The organism is Mucilaginibacter sp. P2_D11, assembly GCF_056404435.1.
Window position 1 is genome coordinate 298,405 of the sequence record NZ_JBFUEA010000005.1, and the last position, 16,081, is coordinate 314,485.

Here is a 16,081-nt window from a genome sequence, read left to right on the forward strand (position 1 = left end):
CTATATCACCTCGTTAATACTCATTTCTCTTATCTCCTTAGAAACATTCGGCCTGCCATTTTTGAAGGCTTTGCGTGGTGTTAAGCCCAACAGTTCAAACATCGCCATATCTTCATCGAAGGATGGGTTTGGTGTGGTAAGCAATTTCTCTCCGGCGAAAATAGAATTAGCGCCTGCCATAAAGCAAAAAGCCTGCTCCAGCGTGCTCATCTCGGTACGGCCTGCCGATAGCCTTACCACAGTTTTAGGCATCACGATGCGGGCGGTAGCTATCATCCTCACCATATCCCAAACAGAAACACGGGGCTGATTGGCCAATGGCGTACCTTGTACGGGTACCAGGGCATTGATTGGCACAGACTCCGGGTGCTTCGGCATATTGGATAATGTTTTCAGCATGGATATCCTGTCGGCTTCGGTTTCGCCCAGGCCAATGATTCCACCGCTGCAAACGGATATTTTGGCTTTGCGCACGTGCTCTAAAGTTTGCAGGCGGTCGTCGTAGGTGCGGGTGGTGATGATGCGTTTATAGTCATCTTCGGATGTATCCAGATTGTGATTATATGCGTAAAGCCCGGCATCTGCAAGCCTTTGCGCCTGCGATTCGGTAAGCATACCCAGCGTACAGCAAACTTCCATATCCAGCGAGTTTACGGCTTTTACCATATCCAGCACCTTATCGAAATCGCGGTTATCGCGTACCTCGCGCCAGGCGGCACCCATGCAAAGGCGACTTGCGCCACCATTCTTAGCTTTCTGCGCAGCAGCCAAAACTTCTTCCTTAGGCATTATGGCGTGTACATCAACCCCGGTATTGTAACGAGCGGCTTGCGGACAATAAGCGCAATCCTCGGGGCAACCACCTGTTTTAATGGAGATGAGGGAACTTATCTGCACCTCGGCGTAGTCCTTATTTTCGCGGTGGATGCTTGCTGCCCGGTAAACCAGGTCGAGCAATGGGGAGTGATATATTTCGGCTATTTCTTCCTGTGTCCAGTTATGTCTTACTTCAGTCATCGTTATCGGTATTTGATGCAAATATTAAAGTTTATTTACTATTATGAATGCTTTAAGTTTTATTTCAAGCAAAGGCGCTAAGGCGCAAAGCTTTGCTGTTTGTTAACGCTGCAGTAAAAAGTGGCTTGCCAGCCACAGCGGCAGTAAAAACCCGGCACAATCGGTAAAGGTAGTAATGATGATAGACGAGGCCACCGCCGGGTCTATCCCTACCCTTTTCAATACCAGCGGGATGGATGCACCGGTTAGCCCGGCTATGACTAAATTACCCGTCATGGCCAAAAACAAAACCAGGCCCAGCTTGGGATCGGCATCGTAAAACATGGCTATGGCAAAAACGATGAGGCCGTTAGCCGCGCCGTTTAGCAAGCCTACTAAAAACTCCTTTAATACGGTGTTATAGGCCTGGGCATCGCTCAGGTCGCTTAAGGATATCCTGCGTACGGTTACCGCCAGCGATTGTGTTGCCGCGTTGCCGCCCATGCCTGCAATAATGGTCATATATGCAGCAATCTGTGGCAATTGCGCTACCGTGGTACCGAAACGCCTGATGATGGATGCCGCAAGATAAGCCGTACCCAGGTTTATCACCAGCCAGGGCAGGCGGCTTTTTACGGCCTCTTTCCAGTTACCACTTAGTTCTTCGTCTTCAGATACACCGGCAATCTTCAATATATCCTCGGTGCTTTCCTGTTCCATTACGTCGATGATGTCATCTACCGTAACCCGGCCCAGCAACTTCATGTTATCGTCTACTACAGGGATAGTCGTCAGGTTATATTGAGAGATAAGTCCCGCTACGTCTTCCTGATCGAGGTCGGCTTTTACATACACAAAGTCTTTCACCACCAAATCGCTCACGTTGGCATCGTGCCGGGCTTTGATGATGGATTTTATAGAGAGTATGCCTTGTAATATATCATGATCATCAACTACGTATATCGTATAAAACTCCTCCATCTCTTCCGACTGGCGGATAATCTCGTCCAACGCGTCTTTTTTATCGAGGTTGATATTCACCTTGATAATTTCGGAGTTCATGATGCCGCCGGCGGTATCTTCGTCGTATTTTAAAAGCGCACGTATATTGGTAGCATCTTCCTGGTCTATATCCTGCAGAATCTCGTGCTGCTCGTGTTCTTCCAGCTGCGAGATAATGTCGGTTGCGTCGTCATAATCCAGCTCTTCTACAATGTCCGACCGTTTGTCGGGATGCATATTCAGCAACAAATCCTCCGGGTGCGATTCCTCCGTCATCTCCGAGAGCACTTCCGATGCAATATCGGCGGGCAGCAAATTGATGATGCGCTCCTTGGCCTCCTGCGGCAATTTTTCGAACAGGATAGCAATCTCAGAGGCGTGGTACTCATCCAGAACAGCCTCTAAACCAGCATCATCACCCTCAAGCGCCGTTTTAAAGCGCAGCAGGTCGGATTTATCGATTTCGAAAGATTGCATATGCATGCAAATTAGGGATTTTTGGGCAAAGGCAGGGCATCATTATTCAATTAAGAAACGTTTTTTACCCTCAGGCAGAGTTGGCACACTTACAGCTATACCAGACAATATCAGCTATAAAGATTACGGGGACGCCTGGCGTCTATTATGCAGGCATTGCGGGGGGATGGCGGCCTATTTTTTCGGGTCGACGAGTCAAAATCGGGAGCAAAAAAAAGCATCTGCCATAACAGCAGATGCTTACGATTAAATTTTATAGTGATTTTGTTAAACTACTTTTACATTTACCGCTGTTAGGCCTTTTTTGCCTTCTTCTACGTCGAATGTAACACTATCGTTTTCACGGATAGTATCGATCAACCCAGTTGAGTGTACAAAAACGTCGCTCCTGTTATCAGTTTGTGATATGAAGCCAAAGCCTTTCGTTACGTTGAAAAACTTTACAGTTCCTTCTTTTGACATTATAATATTGTTTTAATAAGTGTGCAAGGTAGCCATAATATATGGCATTAATTTTTTATTTAAACTTTTACTTCAATTTAATTTAAAAACGCCCTCATTTTCAATAAATAAAGGGTACATTTAAACCATTACCACAATACATCCCTAAAACATCTGCTGCGCTTATGGCGAGGCGGCTATTTATTTCAGTTAATCTATCATACCAAACATCATGAGTAAAGACAAGAAACAGGTTAAGGAAGTCAAGAAAGAAAAAAGCGTTAATGTAAACAAAAAAGTATCCTCATACCAGTCGGGCAAAACCACTTCATCTGCCGACCTTACCTCTAAGAAAAAATAATCAGCATGGACGAAAAGACAATAGAAAACCAAACCCGCCTTTACCTGTACGACCTAATGAACACCGCAAGAGAGCACGGCTTTAAGGCCGATGACGTTTGGGAGTTTAGCCTGGTTGGCGATGCAGAGAAAAACCGCCTGCAGAAAACCTACTACCCTACCATAGCTACCAAAATGCTACCCGAAGCTGTATTGGAAGTGTTCCACCTGATAAAATCGCGACTTAACCAAAGCTTCAGCCGCGACGAGCAGTCGCTTGATAAACGCACCGTAGTTACCGATAATTTGAATTACCTGGTTGCCTACAATTTGAAAAGACCGCGCACCTAGTTATAAGTCCTGAGTCGAAAGTCTTAAGTCAAATATATACTACTTAAGACTTTCGACTATTAAACTTATTCCGGTTCGTCCAAATAGCTTTGGCTTACCGTATTATCCGCGCCCGGCTTCTGTTGCTTTCCGTAAAATTTGGTTTGGTAGGGCTGCCCTTCATCGAATGGGTCCTCCACCTTTGTTGCACGAGCATCGGGTGCCGCAAATACATTATTTAATTGTTGATCCACCTCTTCGGTTATCTCCCTCCCCTTTTCGTATAGTGGAAGAGCCAGCAGTTGGGCTTTGGTAATGCCGGGCATCACCACGTTATCTTTATCCTGTTGAAAAATGGCAAGGCTGATGGGCAGGAACACGCGGCCATCTTCAAGGCCCATGTCGTTGTTCTCCATATGCAGGATGATATAGCGCACCTTACGTGCCTGCGGGTCGAACAAGAGCTCGTCTACCTCGCCTATCTTATTGCCTGCAGAATCCCTTACGTCCCAGCCTTGTATGTCGGGTTGCCCGTCGGCTATTTCATAGCAGCTTTCGCTAAGTTCTTCCAATTTACTGTGATCGTATGTTTTATCTGCTGAAGCCATGTTGTGGTATTGTTTATAGGTAAAACAGGTAATCAATGCGCCGTTGAATCTTTCACGGTGGTATCTGCCGGCGTGGTTTTTAGTTCTGCCGGCTGATAGCTCTTGTTATAGCCGCCGTAAAGCATCAATATCACGCCCACTAAGACAATGAACAGGATAATCCATATCCAGGTAGGGCTCTTTTTTTTGCGTTGCACATCCAGTTGCGCCATAATGAAATATTTAAATCGCTTATTACTAAAAGCATCCGTAATGGATTTGGTTTTAAAATTTTGGATTTTGACAGAAAGGCTTGCGTTAATCGGCTAGGCCGAAAACAAAACAGCCCCGGCCATTTGGCAGGGGCTGTTTGTTTTTTATCGTCTTAAATCTTGATTCCAGATTCTTAACGTCTTAGTAAAGCGTAAACTCAACCCTACGGTTTGCCTGGCGGCCCGCGGCGGTTTTGTTGGTAGCTATAGGCTGGCTTTCGCCGTAACCGGTAGCTTCTATGCGCGATGCATTAGCACCTTGGCTTACCAGGTAAGCTTTGATAGCTTCTGCACGGTCTTTAGACAACCTTAGGTTCAAAGCATCAGACCCGGTGTCATCTGTATGGCCGGCCAGTTTAAGGCTGAAGTTTTTATCAGTCAATAATTTGGCAACCCTATCTAAACTAGGCAATGATTTTGCACGGATAGTTGCCTTACCCAAATCAAATTCCAGGTTATTGATAGCATCTTTCACCACGCGTTTGTCTTCCTCGGTTACGTAAACCTTAACTTCGGGCTTAGCCAACGGACAGCCTGCGCCATCTACTTTTTGACCGGCCGGAGTGTTAGGGCATTTGTCGTAGAAATCGGCAACGCCATCGCCATCGCTATCTACCGTAAATTTGGCCAGGTTGGCGTTAGTTGCATCCAAATCGCTGCGTAATTTAGCATTAGCAGCTTTTTCTGCATCTATCTGCAGCTGCAATTGGTCCCTGGTTTGTTTGTCTTGCAACAGGTATTCGGTACGCATACTGTTTACCGGGTTGTGGGTAGCCATTTGCGGTTTTGAGCTTTTGCCCAAGGCAAATTCTAAACCAATGTGCCCGTACGAGAATTTATCGCTGCCGCCGCCAAAGTTATAGCCATCGAAGTTGTCGCTGGCCACAAAGTTTACAGAGTAACCCATATCCAGGTTTACACCGCTGCCGAGGTTGAATTTTAAACCTAAACCAACCGGGATAAATATCTCGCGGATACTTTCGTCGTTCGCTTTGAAGTTGGTAGAAACACCGGCACCAGTAGTCAATACCGGTTTGTAGTTGATAACACCACCACCAAAGGTTGCATATGGCTGTATTGCGCCTTTTTTATGGCGCCAGTTGATGTTGGCCAGGGTGAGGTTACCACTTAAAGCGGCCGACCATTGCACTTTTGTTTGGAAGCTGCTCAAGCCTGCGCCATTGGGTTGGGCATCTTTGCCCTTTACCTTACCGGCCAGGAAATCGGCCTGGAGGCCAAATGAAGGTAGTATTTGTTTTTTGATGTAGCCGCCGTAGCCAAATTCGGCTTGGGGAGTGGTAAAATCTTGTTTGCCGTTAGTACCAAAAATGGTGAATGGCGTTAAAACGCCGCCATGGATACCGATAGACCAGGTGCGGAACGCATCGCCGCCCGAGAAGGGTTGTACGTAATTTTTTGTTGAGATTGAATCGGGGGACTGGGCAAACAATTTACTGCCAACCATTAAGCCGGTAAGCAGCATCGTCGCTTTTTTTAGATTTGTTTTCATGTTGAATGATTTGGTATCGCCCGTTATAATATACAATGGGCTTGCACCGGGTATCCAACATTAGTGCCAACAAAAAAATAGCGCATGTTAGGCTAAAACTTTAAATGCGCAGCTATGCTAAACTGTTTAGCTAATGCGCTATCCGATAGCAGATTACTAAGAGTCGTATTTTAATACACGAAAACGAAAATTATATTCGTATAAATTAAAAATGGCGGCGTTTATGCATTAAAAACTATACAGTTTCGGGTTTTTTACTTAAAGAGGCAGCAAATTGTAATTGAAGGAATAGAATCCATCTTTGAAAATAAATGACATCACGAATTTCTGTGCAACTGGTTTCCCATCAATGGTGGCCGGTGTTAGCGCAGGCAAAAGCTTCAGCTGGTAGAGTATGCCACGGCCCATTTCTGCACCGCTGTGCATGTTGCTGAACTTCCCTTCGGGGGATATCTCGCCCTCTATCTTAAAGTTCCTGCTGTTATCGCGCAGGTAGGTAATGCTGTTGAAATAAGTGGACACCGCGCGTTGCAGGTCTTCCATAAAAGTATCGGATCCATGGGCAAAATGCGCGTTGGCCGCGATATGCTGGCCAGGGCCGTCATCGCCGATGGCTTCCGGGCATATTTGGAACGATGGCGCCATATTTTCGGCATTCTTGAATGCGAAATAAGTGTACACCAGCGTTATCAGGGTTTTACCTGAGTAGCGTGAATAATCGCTGGTGCCATCCTGAAATTTGCCGTGCTCGAAATACTCGGTGGCAAAAATCCTGTCGCTTTGCGTGTCATAAAGTTTCCAATTGCCGTCGGGCCGGCCGTTCAGTACAGCACCTTTCCAAAAGCTTGCTTTTCCGTCTACCGTAAACTCGCCTTTACCGTTTTCAACGGAATGTGTGCCATCCGGCAGCCATGCGTCCCAAATCTTATAACCATCGCGGCTATCTTCAAATACCAATTGGGGCTTACCGTCGTCGTAAAAAATCTGCCATTTGCCGTCGAAAGAATTGTTCTTGTAATTGCCTTTGGCATAAAGGCTCCCGTTTGGGTAGTAAACAGTAAAGGCCCCATCTTTTTTGCCCGAACTATTATAATTACCCTCTGCTAAAACAACGTTGGCGGCACCTTTAACCACATCCCGGAATTTGCCCGTAAACGTTTTTGTATGGAAATTAAAATGCGCGTACCGTACAATTGCCGCGCAGGTATCCTCGGTTAAATAATAATTATCCGTAAGGCTTAGGGCAACACTGTCTTTGCCAAGGCTGTGGAAGATAATATTCCGCTTAACATCGTTTTGTGCTACAACTGAGCCGACAATAAAAAAGAAGAGAGCGAATAGAAACAGGGACTTCATTGTGTTGGGTTTGGTGCTGAAAAGATAAGGAAATATCCGGCAAGCCGAGAAATAATTTTAGGCCATCACCGCAAGCATCCCAAATATAGGTGCCACAAGCCGGTTATCACCCTCAACAACTGCGGCCGCGCGGGCGGCATCGGGAGTTATGGCTTTGGTGAACAGTTTCCAGGCGTTGTCGGGGTTTAGGGATATAGAAGCACTTGCCCTTTCGGTAGACAGGTCTTTGCTCAATTCCCATCTGTCAGCAATGCGTGTTAAATACCATTCGCCGCCGGCATCGCTGGTAACGATAACCTTCACTAGGGTTCCCTCGTCGGCAAGGCTGTTACGGTAAGTATGCGGTAAAGCGTACATAAAAGTAGCTATCAATGGATAGAAAAGTTCTTTAGACATCAAACCGGTCCTACCCACCGCATCGCGTATCTGCTGCTGGTGGTGCCATTTTTCGGTGTATTCCCTTGCAATGTGGAACCAGTTGAGCGAGGTGTGCTCCCCTGCCCAGGCAACCGAATACATGGCCGGCGCAAAGGGTGGTAGCGTGTGCAGGTATTTGATATAGTGTTCGCCTGTGCTCCCCAGTTGTGCAATCAGGTAAGTGGGACTAACCCTTTTCATGGCTTTTACCCAAACGGCATTCAAGTTGTTTAAGTAAGCAACCAAATCCTGGTAATTGTTTATTTGGGGAGGAGGTTCATTGCTTTGATAGCCGTGAAGCGCAGCAATGGCGCGTATGTTACCATCAAGCAAGTGTGCGGCAATATCCTTAACGCTCCACTGTTTGGCAACGGTAGGCATATGCCATTCTTCGGGAGATAAGGAGGCAAGCAATTCCAGTAACAACTTATCCAACACCGGGAAAAGATGTAGGGTTTGTATGGGAATTGCTTGCTCCATAGATGATTTATGCCAGGCTTTTTTCTAAAGCCTGCACTATGTCGTTTATTACGTCTTCGGCTTTCTCCAAACCCGCCGATATGCGTATCAGACCGGGCGTAATGCCTACCGAAGCTCGTTCTGTATCAGTTAGTTTACTATGTGTAGTACTTGCCGGGTGCGAGGCTATGCTGCGGCTATCGCCCAGGTTGGCCGTTACCGAGAGCAATTCCAAAGCATCTAAAAATTTGCGACCTGCAACAACGCCACCCTTTATTTCGAAGCATAATACGCCGCCGCCTGCTTTCATTTGCTTTTTGGCAATGTCGTACTGTGGGTGCCCTTCTAAAAACGGGTACTTAACCCAGCTAACGTTGGGGTTGCTTTGCAGCGTTTTGGCAATCTTGAGCGCGTTTGCGCAGTGGCGCTCCATGCGCACGTCCAGAGTTTCTAAACTTTTGCTTAACACCCAGGCGTTGAAAGGCGACATGGCTGGGCCAGTGTTGCGGCAAAACATATAAATTTCTTTAATAAGATCCTTTCGGCCTACAATTACGCCGCCAAGTACCCTGCCCTGCCCGTCTATCCATTTGGTAGCCGAGTGTACGATGATATCCGCACCAAAATCAACCGGCCGTTGAAGCAATGGCGTTGCAAAGCAATTATCTACGTTGAAAATCAGGTTATGCTTTTTTGTGAACTGCCCGGCCCATTCCAAATCTATCACCTCCAACTGCGGATTGGTAGGTGTTTCCAGGTAAAGCATTTTGGTGTTTGGCTGCACGGCCGCTTCCCAGGCTTCTTTATCGTTTGCCGGGATAAGCGTGCAGGTGATGCCATACCTTGGCAGGTATTTGTTTACGATGGTAAACGTACTGCCGAAAACCGAGCTGCAGCACAGCAGGTGGTCGCCGCTTTGCAGCAGGCCCATAAAGCTGCTGAAAATAGCGCTCATACCTGTCGAAGTAGCGAAACCATCGTCACAGCCTTCCAAAGCGCACATCTTGGCCACAAATTCGTCAACCGTTGGGTTGCTGAAACGACTGTAAATATTCTCATCGTTCTCATCAGCAAAGGCGGCGCGCATAGTTTCGGCCTCGTTAAAGGTAAAGCTGCTGGTTAAATATAGCGGCGATGAATGCTCGTTCTGAAGTGTTTTTGGTGCGCGTATGCGTATAGCCTTGGTTATCGGATCTAATTCTTGTGACATTTTATTGCAGTAGTATATAATTATTTGGCCGGGTGTACAAACACCTGCCATTTGATATCGGCTTCGGCCTTATAAAGCGTGGCTGCAACCGAACAGTATTTGCCAAGCGACAGTTCAACGGCCTTGTTGGCCTTTTCCTCGTCAACCTCGCCGTATAAATGAAATTCTAAATTGATCGTTTGCCAAAGCGATGGCTCTTTACCAGCCTCGCGTTCGCCGCTAATAACCATCTCATAGTCTGCAACATTCTGGCGCTGCTTGCGCAGGATGGCAATTACATCAATGGCCGAGCATCCGCCTAGTCCCATCAGCAACATTTGCATGGGGCGTACGCCAAAGTTTTCGCCGCCGCTTTCGGGGCTGCTGTCCATCCGCACGGTGTGGCCATATTCGTCATGGGCCTCGAAACCGTATTCGCCGCTTATGCGGGCTAATTTTATAGTAGGCATGGTATTAAAATAATTTTGCTAAGGTAATAATGATATGGACACGAATTTCACCAAAAGGACAAATTTCACGATTTACCGAAAAGTTGAATTTAAATTGACACGAGTTGAGTGAACACGAACCACACGAATTAAGAAGAATTCTCGCTAACAACAGCGGAATATTTGAAAACAAACCTCTTGGTAATAATCCTGTGGTAAGTGATAAACTGTGCTTTTAATTAGTGAAATTCGTGTTCACTCAATATATATCATGAAGAGATTTATCATATCGGCAGTAGCCTTGTTTTTTTGTTTTACTTGCTCCGCCCAAAGCAACCTGGTATCGTACGATGACCTCAGTTACCTGCTACATAACAATATCAACAGGGCCGATACCTTTTTTACCTCCAAGGGTTACACCCTCGCCGAAAAAAACCTCAAGAAAAACACTCGCAAATACACGCTGGCTATCCCCGGTGGTACTTATAATAACATAAACCTGCGTGTAGATGGCAGGCGATTATTTATTGAAATAGAAACCAACGAACTGCAGCAGTACAACCTTATATACAACTCCATAGCCGACTACCTCAACAAAACTACCAGCACTGCCGATGTACAGGCCTACACCGTAAAAGATTTGGGAAGTATTTATGTAATGGTGAATGATGCTGTGCCGTATAACCCTTTGCGCAGGGTGTATGATATACAGATTGTTTCGGACAAGGCAATAACAGCGTATAATTAGCGTCGATATTAAAATTTGGTTAACTCCCTGGCTTAGTGAAATTGCTTCCCCTCTTTACTCACCAAATTCATCTTTTTGTTGAGCCGGGCTTTAGCTTGCCTCACGCTTGCCGGGGTAATATTAAGCAACGCGGCTATCTCTTTGGTAGACAGGTTGATATGATAGTATGCGTACAGCCTTTGTTCGTGCCTGGTGAGCGTTGGGTAGGCGGTTTGCAGGTTATCAAAAAAACTGGGGCGCACTTGCTCAAAGTGTATCTTAAACTTATCCCATCCATCGTCTACATGCTGAGCCCCTTTTAACGATGCGTGTATGTTCTTTATCGCTTCGTTACTTACGCTGGGGTTCATGGCTTGCATATCCTGCATTTGGGTACTCAGATCTGCAAGTACTTTATTTTTTTGATGTATGTACAGGCTATTGCCCACCAACTCGCGCTGGTTGGCCTCCAGACGTTGCTGCAGCTGCTCATTTTTTTCGCGTTCAAGCTCCATAGTAAGCGTAATGTTTTTGTTTTCGCCCTCGACAAGCAAACGTTTGTACTCGGCCACGGTAACATTGGCCTCTAATTGTATAGCCTGTATGGCTTTCGCTTTCAAATCCTCGTTAATGAGCTTTACGCGGGCAACCAGGGCCACGGCAAAGGTAAGTATCTGCGATAGAATTGCAATCTCGGGCAGCAGCGTGCTACCCCTCCCATACATCAGTATAAACGCCGAAGAGCCCGCTACGAACAAAACCGGCAAGAAGTGGGCCGCTAAAAAATGACTGGCCGCAGGCACCTTTTTGCGATAAGCTACGGTGCCCGTTACAAGGCAAGCAACCGCAATAATGATAATAAAAACATTAGCGGCAGGGACTACATTAATGAAATAGATGCCCGAAATAGTAATTGATATGGGGATGGCTTCGAGAAAAAAGTACGTATATGAAAGCCCCCGAAGCACCTTATCGTAAAACGGCATAGTTTGTTTGGTGCGCAGGTAAGCGCGCGTAAACTGTATAAACCCGCAAAAAATAACGATTACCGCAACATGCAAGAGAAAATTGTTCACATCGAAAAAGTACAGTTTTTGATCGGACGTAACGTTTACGTTGTAACCGCGGACAGGTAGCAACACATTGAAAAAAAACTTGTCGGCTGTAAAGAATATCAGCGCACCAAATTGCACAATTACATAATACAAGTATGTTTTATCATGCAGCTGGAAGTAAACATACAGGTTATACCCCGCAAAACTGATAATAACTATGCAACAGGCCAGGTAACATAGTTTGATAAAAAGCTCATCGGCGGCGAAGGCTACTTCCTTTTCCAGTTTAATTTCGGGCTTCGCTACATAACCAAATGGTTTTTCATCGGTAAGCGCTATTTTAATGTAGAAGATGTTTTCTGCGTGTTTTTGCAGCAAGCAGGCTATGGCACCCAGCCGTCGCCGTTTGTCCTTTGCGTTTAAACCGCCTGCGCTCCCCTCCCATTTTTTGCTTGCGGGGTTATATTGGTAAAACGTAAAGTTAAGGCCCCTGTTAGCAAGCGACAACCTGTACATTTCGTTATTGGGATATGGATTTAATATGCTCAGCTTAATCCAGTAGTAACTGGCCACCGGTGCCCGTAGCGAGTCTTGCTTAAATGGCAGGCTGGCATCAGTTGCTACCTTATCTATGCTATAATTCGCATCGGGCAGTACGGTGTATTGGTTGATAATAAAGGGCGATACGTTGTTGAGCGTATCGCGGTTTTGTGCAAAGCCGGCAGAATAAAAAAACAAGAGCATAGCCGATAAGAGGGAAGCGCATTTTCGCGCAGCATATGTGCCGTATAGAAAGTATATCTTCATCGTTAATTGCGATCCTGAATTATTCTGTGCGTATGGCGCCGGGTATTTTGGTTTTTGATAAAAAAATAATCAATACCAAAGATGCGATAAATCCGATTTACTTTTCCAATAGGGACAGCCAGGTTCTGATGATTTGCTGCAATGTACCCTTTTTGGCCACCACATCTTCCAGGCTATAGAAATGTGCAAGGCGGCGGCCATCGGCATAATCGCCCTCCAAAAAGCCGCTGGTGTCGTTAACTTTTGCCCCGCTTGGAAACACCAGACGGATGCAGTCTTTTCTAAAAAAGTTGGATACGATGATATACCGTTTGTATTCCTTAGGGTTAAAGGGGGGCATCTCCCCTATGTAAAGAAAGCTTGGCGCATTCCATTTCACATGTTCGCCTATCTGGCAATCGGCACCCATTATTACCTGGCGAAGCGACTGCAAAACATCTTTAAGCGGGTGATCAAGCTTTTGCAGCAGGGCATCCACGCCGGGCGTATCAGCCAATACTTCGGTTTTGGGTTTGGCGGCTTTCATAATCAAGGCTAATATATTTATTATCAGCTTTTAATCAAAGACATAAGCGGGCCAAATTGCCAAACCTGCAAAACGTAAAAAAGTATTAATTAGAGGCCGCCTTTGTGTAATTAACGTGGGTAGGCACCGGCGCATCTGCCGGGTACGTGGTGTAATTGATGGTGAGCTTGTTATTATCCACTTTAAACGTAGCGTATTCGAAAAGCTTTTGGGTTGATGGGGTAACCACCGGGGTACCGGCATCCTCTTGTACCGACATGGTGCTGATATGGGTAAGCAAGCTGTCGCGCTTCACGGAAAAAGTACCTTTGAAAATTGTGGTAGAGCCTACCGATACTCCTCCGGCACCGTCGGGACGAGGATATGCGACAAATATGGCGCTGAAACTCCCATTGGCACCAAAGGATACACTGCGGCCATAACCTGCCGGGTTTGTGGGTTCGTTCCAGGTACCTATAAGGTTGGTTGGCGTACTACCGGATTTCTTACAGGAATTGATGGCCAGTATGAGCACGGCCAACAGCAGGCAATAACGGATAGCGATGATTGGTTTCATGACGGTGTTTTTTTATATTACGCAAACGCAGCCCCTTTCGCAACAGGCAATTTTATTTGCGGGGGTAATTATTTATTGTAACAGTCTCGTGCCCGCATCGGTATCACCGACCCAAAGTTTATACTGCGTATTGGTTACGAAGTCCTCGATTAATGAATCATCAACTACCCCTACTCGCTCCGCAAAGCCTTCACCGGGTTGGCCAAGGCCGCCTTTATCGATTGATAGCCAACCGTAATAAATGTAATAAGCAAAGCCGAAGCAGCTGATATTACGAATACCCACCATTTAATATCAATGCGGTAAGCAAAGTTTTGCAGGTATTGGCTCATGGCAAACCAGGCAATGGGCGATGCTATAACTACAGCGATAACGATTAGCTTTAAAAAATCTACTGTTAACAGGGAAGTAATATTAGCTACTGAGGCGCCCAGCACCTTTCGGATGCCGATTTCTTTGGTACGTTGCAGCGTTAACAGCGATATAAGGCCCAGCAAGCCAAGGCAGCTGATGAAGATGGCAATCAGTGCGCTGGAGCGAATGAGTTTATTGATCAATTCTTCCTTCTGATAAAAATCGCTTATCTGCTCATCCTGAAAACGGTACTCAAAAACGTTTTCCGGATACACGTGCTGCCAGTTTTGCTTGATGCTTTCGATAGTAGCCGATACGTTTTGCGACCCAATCTTTACCGCCGCAAAACGGTATTCTTTGCGTATGGTGCAAATGGATTCGGGCTGAATTTCACTGTAAAGCGATTTGTTGTGAAAATCCTTCATCACACCTACTATAATTCCGGGGTTGCCGGTGAGGCCGCCCGCAACGAATTTATGCCCGAGTACAGCATCCGGACTTTTCAGGCCAAGCTTTTGCACCATGGTTTCGTTTACAATATACTCGCTTGCGGTATCGGCTTCCATAATGTTTCGGCCGGCAATAAGCTTAACGCCAAAAGTTTTAACAAAATCCGCATCGCCAACTATAGTATAGCCGGTAAAATTCTCCCAGTTTCGGTTATCGTATTTTACCGAGCCGCCGTTATTTTGTATCGAGGCAGCGGGCCTGTCGCAATAGCTCACGCTTTTTATATTGGGCTGTGCCATCAGTTGGTTGCGCAGGTAGTCGGTTTTGCTTTTTGCGGCATCGGGCACGGGCATCACAATTACGGCTTCCTTGTTGAAACCCAAATCTGCAGATTTAAGGAACTTTACCTGCATGGTTATCAATATCGTACCGATGATGAGCACCTGCGCCACTACATTCTGAAAAACGATTAACCCTTTGCGACCGAAGCTTGCGGATTGTGCGCTATCGTTAACCCGGCTCTTCAAAGCCGTCACCGGCTTAAAGCGACTCAATATCATTGCCGGATATGAACCCGCTGCGAGTATTACTATCACCAATAACACGCCTACGAAAAGCGTTAACTGACCATCGCGAAGAAAATTGAAACTCAATTGGGTTTGTAACCACACGTTCAATACCGGTAAAAACAGCCGGGTCCAAACAACGGTTAATAACGCGGCGATAATCACAATACACGCCGTTTCGGTGATAAATTGGATAAATATGGCCCCTGGCGTGCTGCCCAGCACTTTGCGGGTACCAATTTCTTTAGCGCGTTTGAAGCTTTGCGCCGTAGCCATATTGATAAAGTTTACACAGGCAATCACCAGCAGCATCAACCCTACAATACCCAGAGTAACCAACAGCGACCGCTGGATCACGCCCGTATATCGGCCATCAAAATGCACCTCGCTCAGTGGCTGCAGCAAAAACGTAAAGGCCGATTGCGTATCGCCCATATCGGGCTTACTCATATTTTTGATATCGCGTTCCACTCCTTTGGCAGATGCGCCATCAGCCAGCAATAGAAATATACTGTTGCGCGAATCGATATACCCCCAGTTGTTGAGCCACTCCTTCGCGTCATCGGGATGGACGTTTTTGAGAGAAGCGAGCGACAGGAAGATATCCGTCTTGATATCCGTATTAGCGGGATGGTCAGTAACCACACCTGTTACTTTGAAGGTGTTTTTGCTATCGAGCTTCAGCAACTTACCAAGCACGTCCTGGCTGCCGAAATATTTTTGGGCGATGCTATGGCTTAATACAACCGTATTGGGCTCGTTAAGTGCCGTGCTTTTATTGCCCTGCTCCCATTGGTAATCGAAAAGGTTAAAAAAATGCGGGTCGGTAAGTGAAGCAATATCGTTCTCCGCAAAGAGCTTGTTACTGCCATCTGCCTGCGGGATGCCTATCGTAACCTTCCGTAGCCGGTTCATTACCGCAACATCTTTTACCCGGGGTATCTTAGCTTTAGCGTTGGTAGCCAGCGCTATCGAATTGCCCGATTCGTACACCACGCTGCCGTCGCCAACCCTTAGTTCGGTTACCGCCCGGTATATTTGTTTAGCATCGTGATGATAAGTATCGAAACTTAAGTGATAGCTAATGAACTGGAACAGGATAATACTACAGCCAATGCCCAGCGAGAGACCGAAAATATTGATTGCCGCGTATAACTTATGCCGCGACAAAGCACGCAGAGGCAGTTTAAAGTAGTTTTTGATCATGTGATTACCG

Annotated in this window: 17 protein-coding genes; 3 read left to right on the plus strand and 14 right to left on the minus strand. The window is 46.2% G+C overall.

What is annotated here, in order from left to right; all coding sequences use genetic code 11:
- From bioB to AC1DXC_RS09930, 3 genes are all read right to left on the minus strand, one after another.
- Positions 1–1,017, minus strand: coding sequence for a biotin synthase BioB (gene bioB / locus AC1DXC_RS09920; RefSeq protein WP_477458991.1), 1,017 nt, complete (start codon positions 1,015–1,017; stop codon positions 1–3).
- Positions 1,018–1,119: 102 nt separating this feature from the next.
- On the minus strand, positions 1,120–2,475 hold the full coding sequence (mgtE, locus tag AC1DXC_RS09925) for a magnesium transporter (protein ID WP_477458992.1): 1,356 nt from the start codon (positions 2,473–2,475) through the stop codon (positions 1,120–1,122).
- Between the two features lie 267 nt (positions 2,476–2,742).
- Entirely contained in the window at positions 2,743–2,937 is a 195-nt protein-coding gene (locus AC1DXC_RS09930) for a cold-shock protein (RefSeq protein WP_067193409.1), read from the minus strand.
- A 211-nt stretch (positions 2,938–3,148) separates the two neighbouring features.
- On the opposite strand from AC1DXC_RS09930, the gene AC1DXC_RS09935 reads away from it, so the two are divergent.
- Both AC1DXC_RS09935 and AC1DXC_RS09940 read left to right on the plus strand, forming a co-directional pair.
- Positions 3,149–3,277: a hypothetical protein gene (locus AC1DXC_RS09935; protein WP_262710286.1), complete on the plus strand. Its 129-nt coding sequence runs from the start codon at positions 3,149–3,151 to the stop codon at positions 3,275–3,277.
- A 5-nt stretch (positions 3,278–3,282) separates the two neighbouring features.
- Entirely contained in the window at positions 3,283–3,606 is a 324-nt protein-coding gene (locus AC1DXC_RS09940; protein ID WP_477458993.1) for a hypothetical protein, read from the plus strand.
- 65 nt (positions 3,607–3,671) lie between these two features.
- On the opposite strand, the gene AC1DXC_RS09945 is transcribed toward AC1DXC_RS09940, so the two are convergent.
- From AC1DXC_RS09945 to AC1DXC_RS09975, 7 genes are all read right to left on the minus strand, one after another.
- The gene (locus AC1DXC_RS09945) at positions 3,672–4,193 is read right to left on the minus strand and encodes a PRC-barrel domain-containing protein (RefSeq protein ID WP_477458994.1); all 522 of its coding nucleotides are present in this window, start codon (positions 4,191–4,193) and stop codon (positions 3,672–3,674) included.
- A gap of 32 nt (positions 4,194–4,225) precedes the next feature.
- Positions 4,226–4,405, minus strand: a complete 180-nt coding sequence (locus tag AC1DXC_RS09950) for a hypothetical protein (protein WP_477458995.1) — start codon at positions 4,403–4,405, stop codon at positions 4,226–4,228.
- A 181-nt stretch (positions 4,406–4,586) separates the two neighbouring features.
- Positions 4,587–5,954, minus strand: coding sequence for an OmpA family protein (locus AC1DXC_RS09955; protein WP_477458996.1), 1,368 nt, complete (start codon positions 5,952–5,954; stop codon positions 4,587–4,589).
- Between the two features lie 258 nt (positions 5,955–6,212).
- Positions 6,213–7,310 (minus strand): toxin-antitoxin system YwqK family antitoxin, encoded by a 1,098-nt coding sequence (locus tag AC1DXC_RS09960; RefSeq protein WP_477458997.1) that lies wholly within the window; start codon positions 7,308–7,310, stop codon positions 6,213–6,215.
- 57 nt (positions 7,311–7,367) lie between these two features.
- Positions 7,368–8,207 (minus strand): maleylpyruvate isomerase N-terminal domain-containing protein, encoded by an 840-nt coding sequence (locus AC1DXC_RS09965; RefSeq protein ID WP_477458998.1) that lies wholly within the window; start codon positions 8,205–8,207, stop codon positions 7,368–7,370.
- Positions 8,208–8,214: 7 nt separating this feature from the next.
- Positions 8,215–9,396: a trans-sulfuration enzyme family protein gene (locus AC1DXC_RS09970; RefSeq protein ID WP_477458999.1), complete on the minus strand. Its 1,182-nt coding sequence runs from the start codon at positions 9,394–9,396 to the stop codon at positions 8,215–8,217.
- A 20-nt stretch (positions 9,397–9,416) separates the two neighbouring features.
- Positions 9,417–9,845: an OsmC family protein gene (locus AC1DXC_RS09975; protein WP_477459000.1), complete on the minus strand. Its 429-nt coding sequence runs from the start codon at positions 9,843–9,845 to the stop codon at positions 9,417–9,419.
- 250 nt (positions 9,846–10,095) lie between these two features.
- Here AC1DXC_RS09975 and AC1DXC_RS09980 point away from each other — a divergent pair, with 250 nt between their 5' ends.
- Positions 10,096–10,572 (plus strand): hypothetical protein, encoded by a 477-nt coding sequence (locus AC1DXC_RS09980; protein ID WP_477459001.1) that lies wholly within the window; start codon positions 10,096–10,098, stop codon positions 10,570–10,572.
- Positions 10,573–10,604: 32 nt separating this feature from the next.
- Here AC1DXC_RS09980 and AC1DXC_RS09985 read toward each other — a convergent pair whose 3' ends face one another.
- The 4 genes from AC1DXC_RS09985 to AC1DXC_RS10000 form a co-directional block, all read right to left on the minus strand.
- The gene (locus AC1DXC_RS09985) at positions 10,605–12,413 is read right to left on the minus strand and encodes a 7TM diverse intracellular signaling domain-containing protein (RefSeq protein ID WP_477459002.1); all 1,809 of its coding nucleotides are present in this window, start codon (positions 12,411–12,413) and stop codon (positions 10,605–10,607) included.
- Positions 12,414–12,510: 97 nt separating this feature from the next.
- Positions 12,511–12,939, minus strand: coding sequence for a DUF1801 domain-containing protein (locus tag AC1DXC_RS09990; protein WP_477459003.1), 429 nt, complete (start codon positions 12,937–12,939; stop codon positions 12,511–12,513).
- 85 nt (positions 12,940–13,024) lie between these two features.
- Complete coding sequence (locus tag AC1DXC_RS09995; RefSeq protein WP_477459004.1) at positions 13,025–13,495, minus strand: hypothetical protein; 471 nt, start codon at positions 13,493–13,495, stop codon at positions 13,025–13,027.
- 170 nt (positions 13,496–13,665) lie between these two features.
- Positions 13,666–16,071, minus strand: coding sequence for an ABC transporter permease (locus AC1DXC_RS10000; RefSeq protein ID WP_477459005.1), 2,406 nt, complete (start codon positions 16,069–16,071; stop codon positions 13,666–13,668).
- Positions 16,072–16,081: the final 10 nt, after the last annotated feature.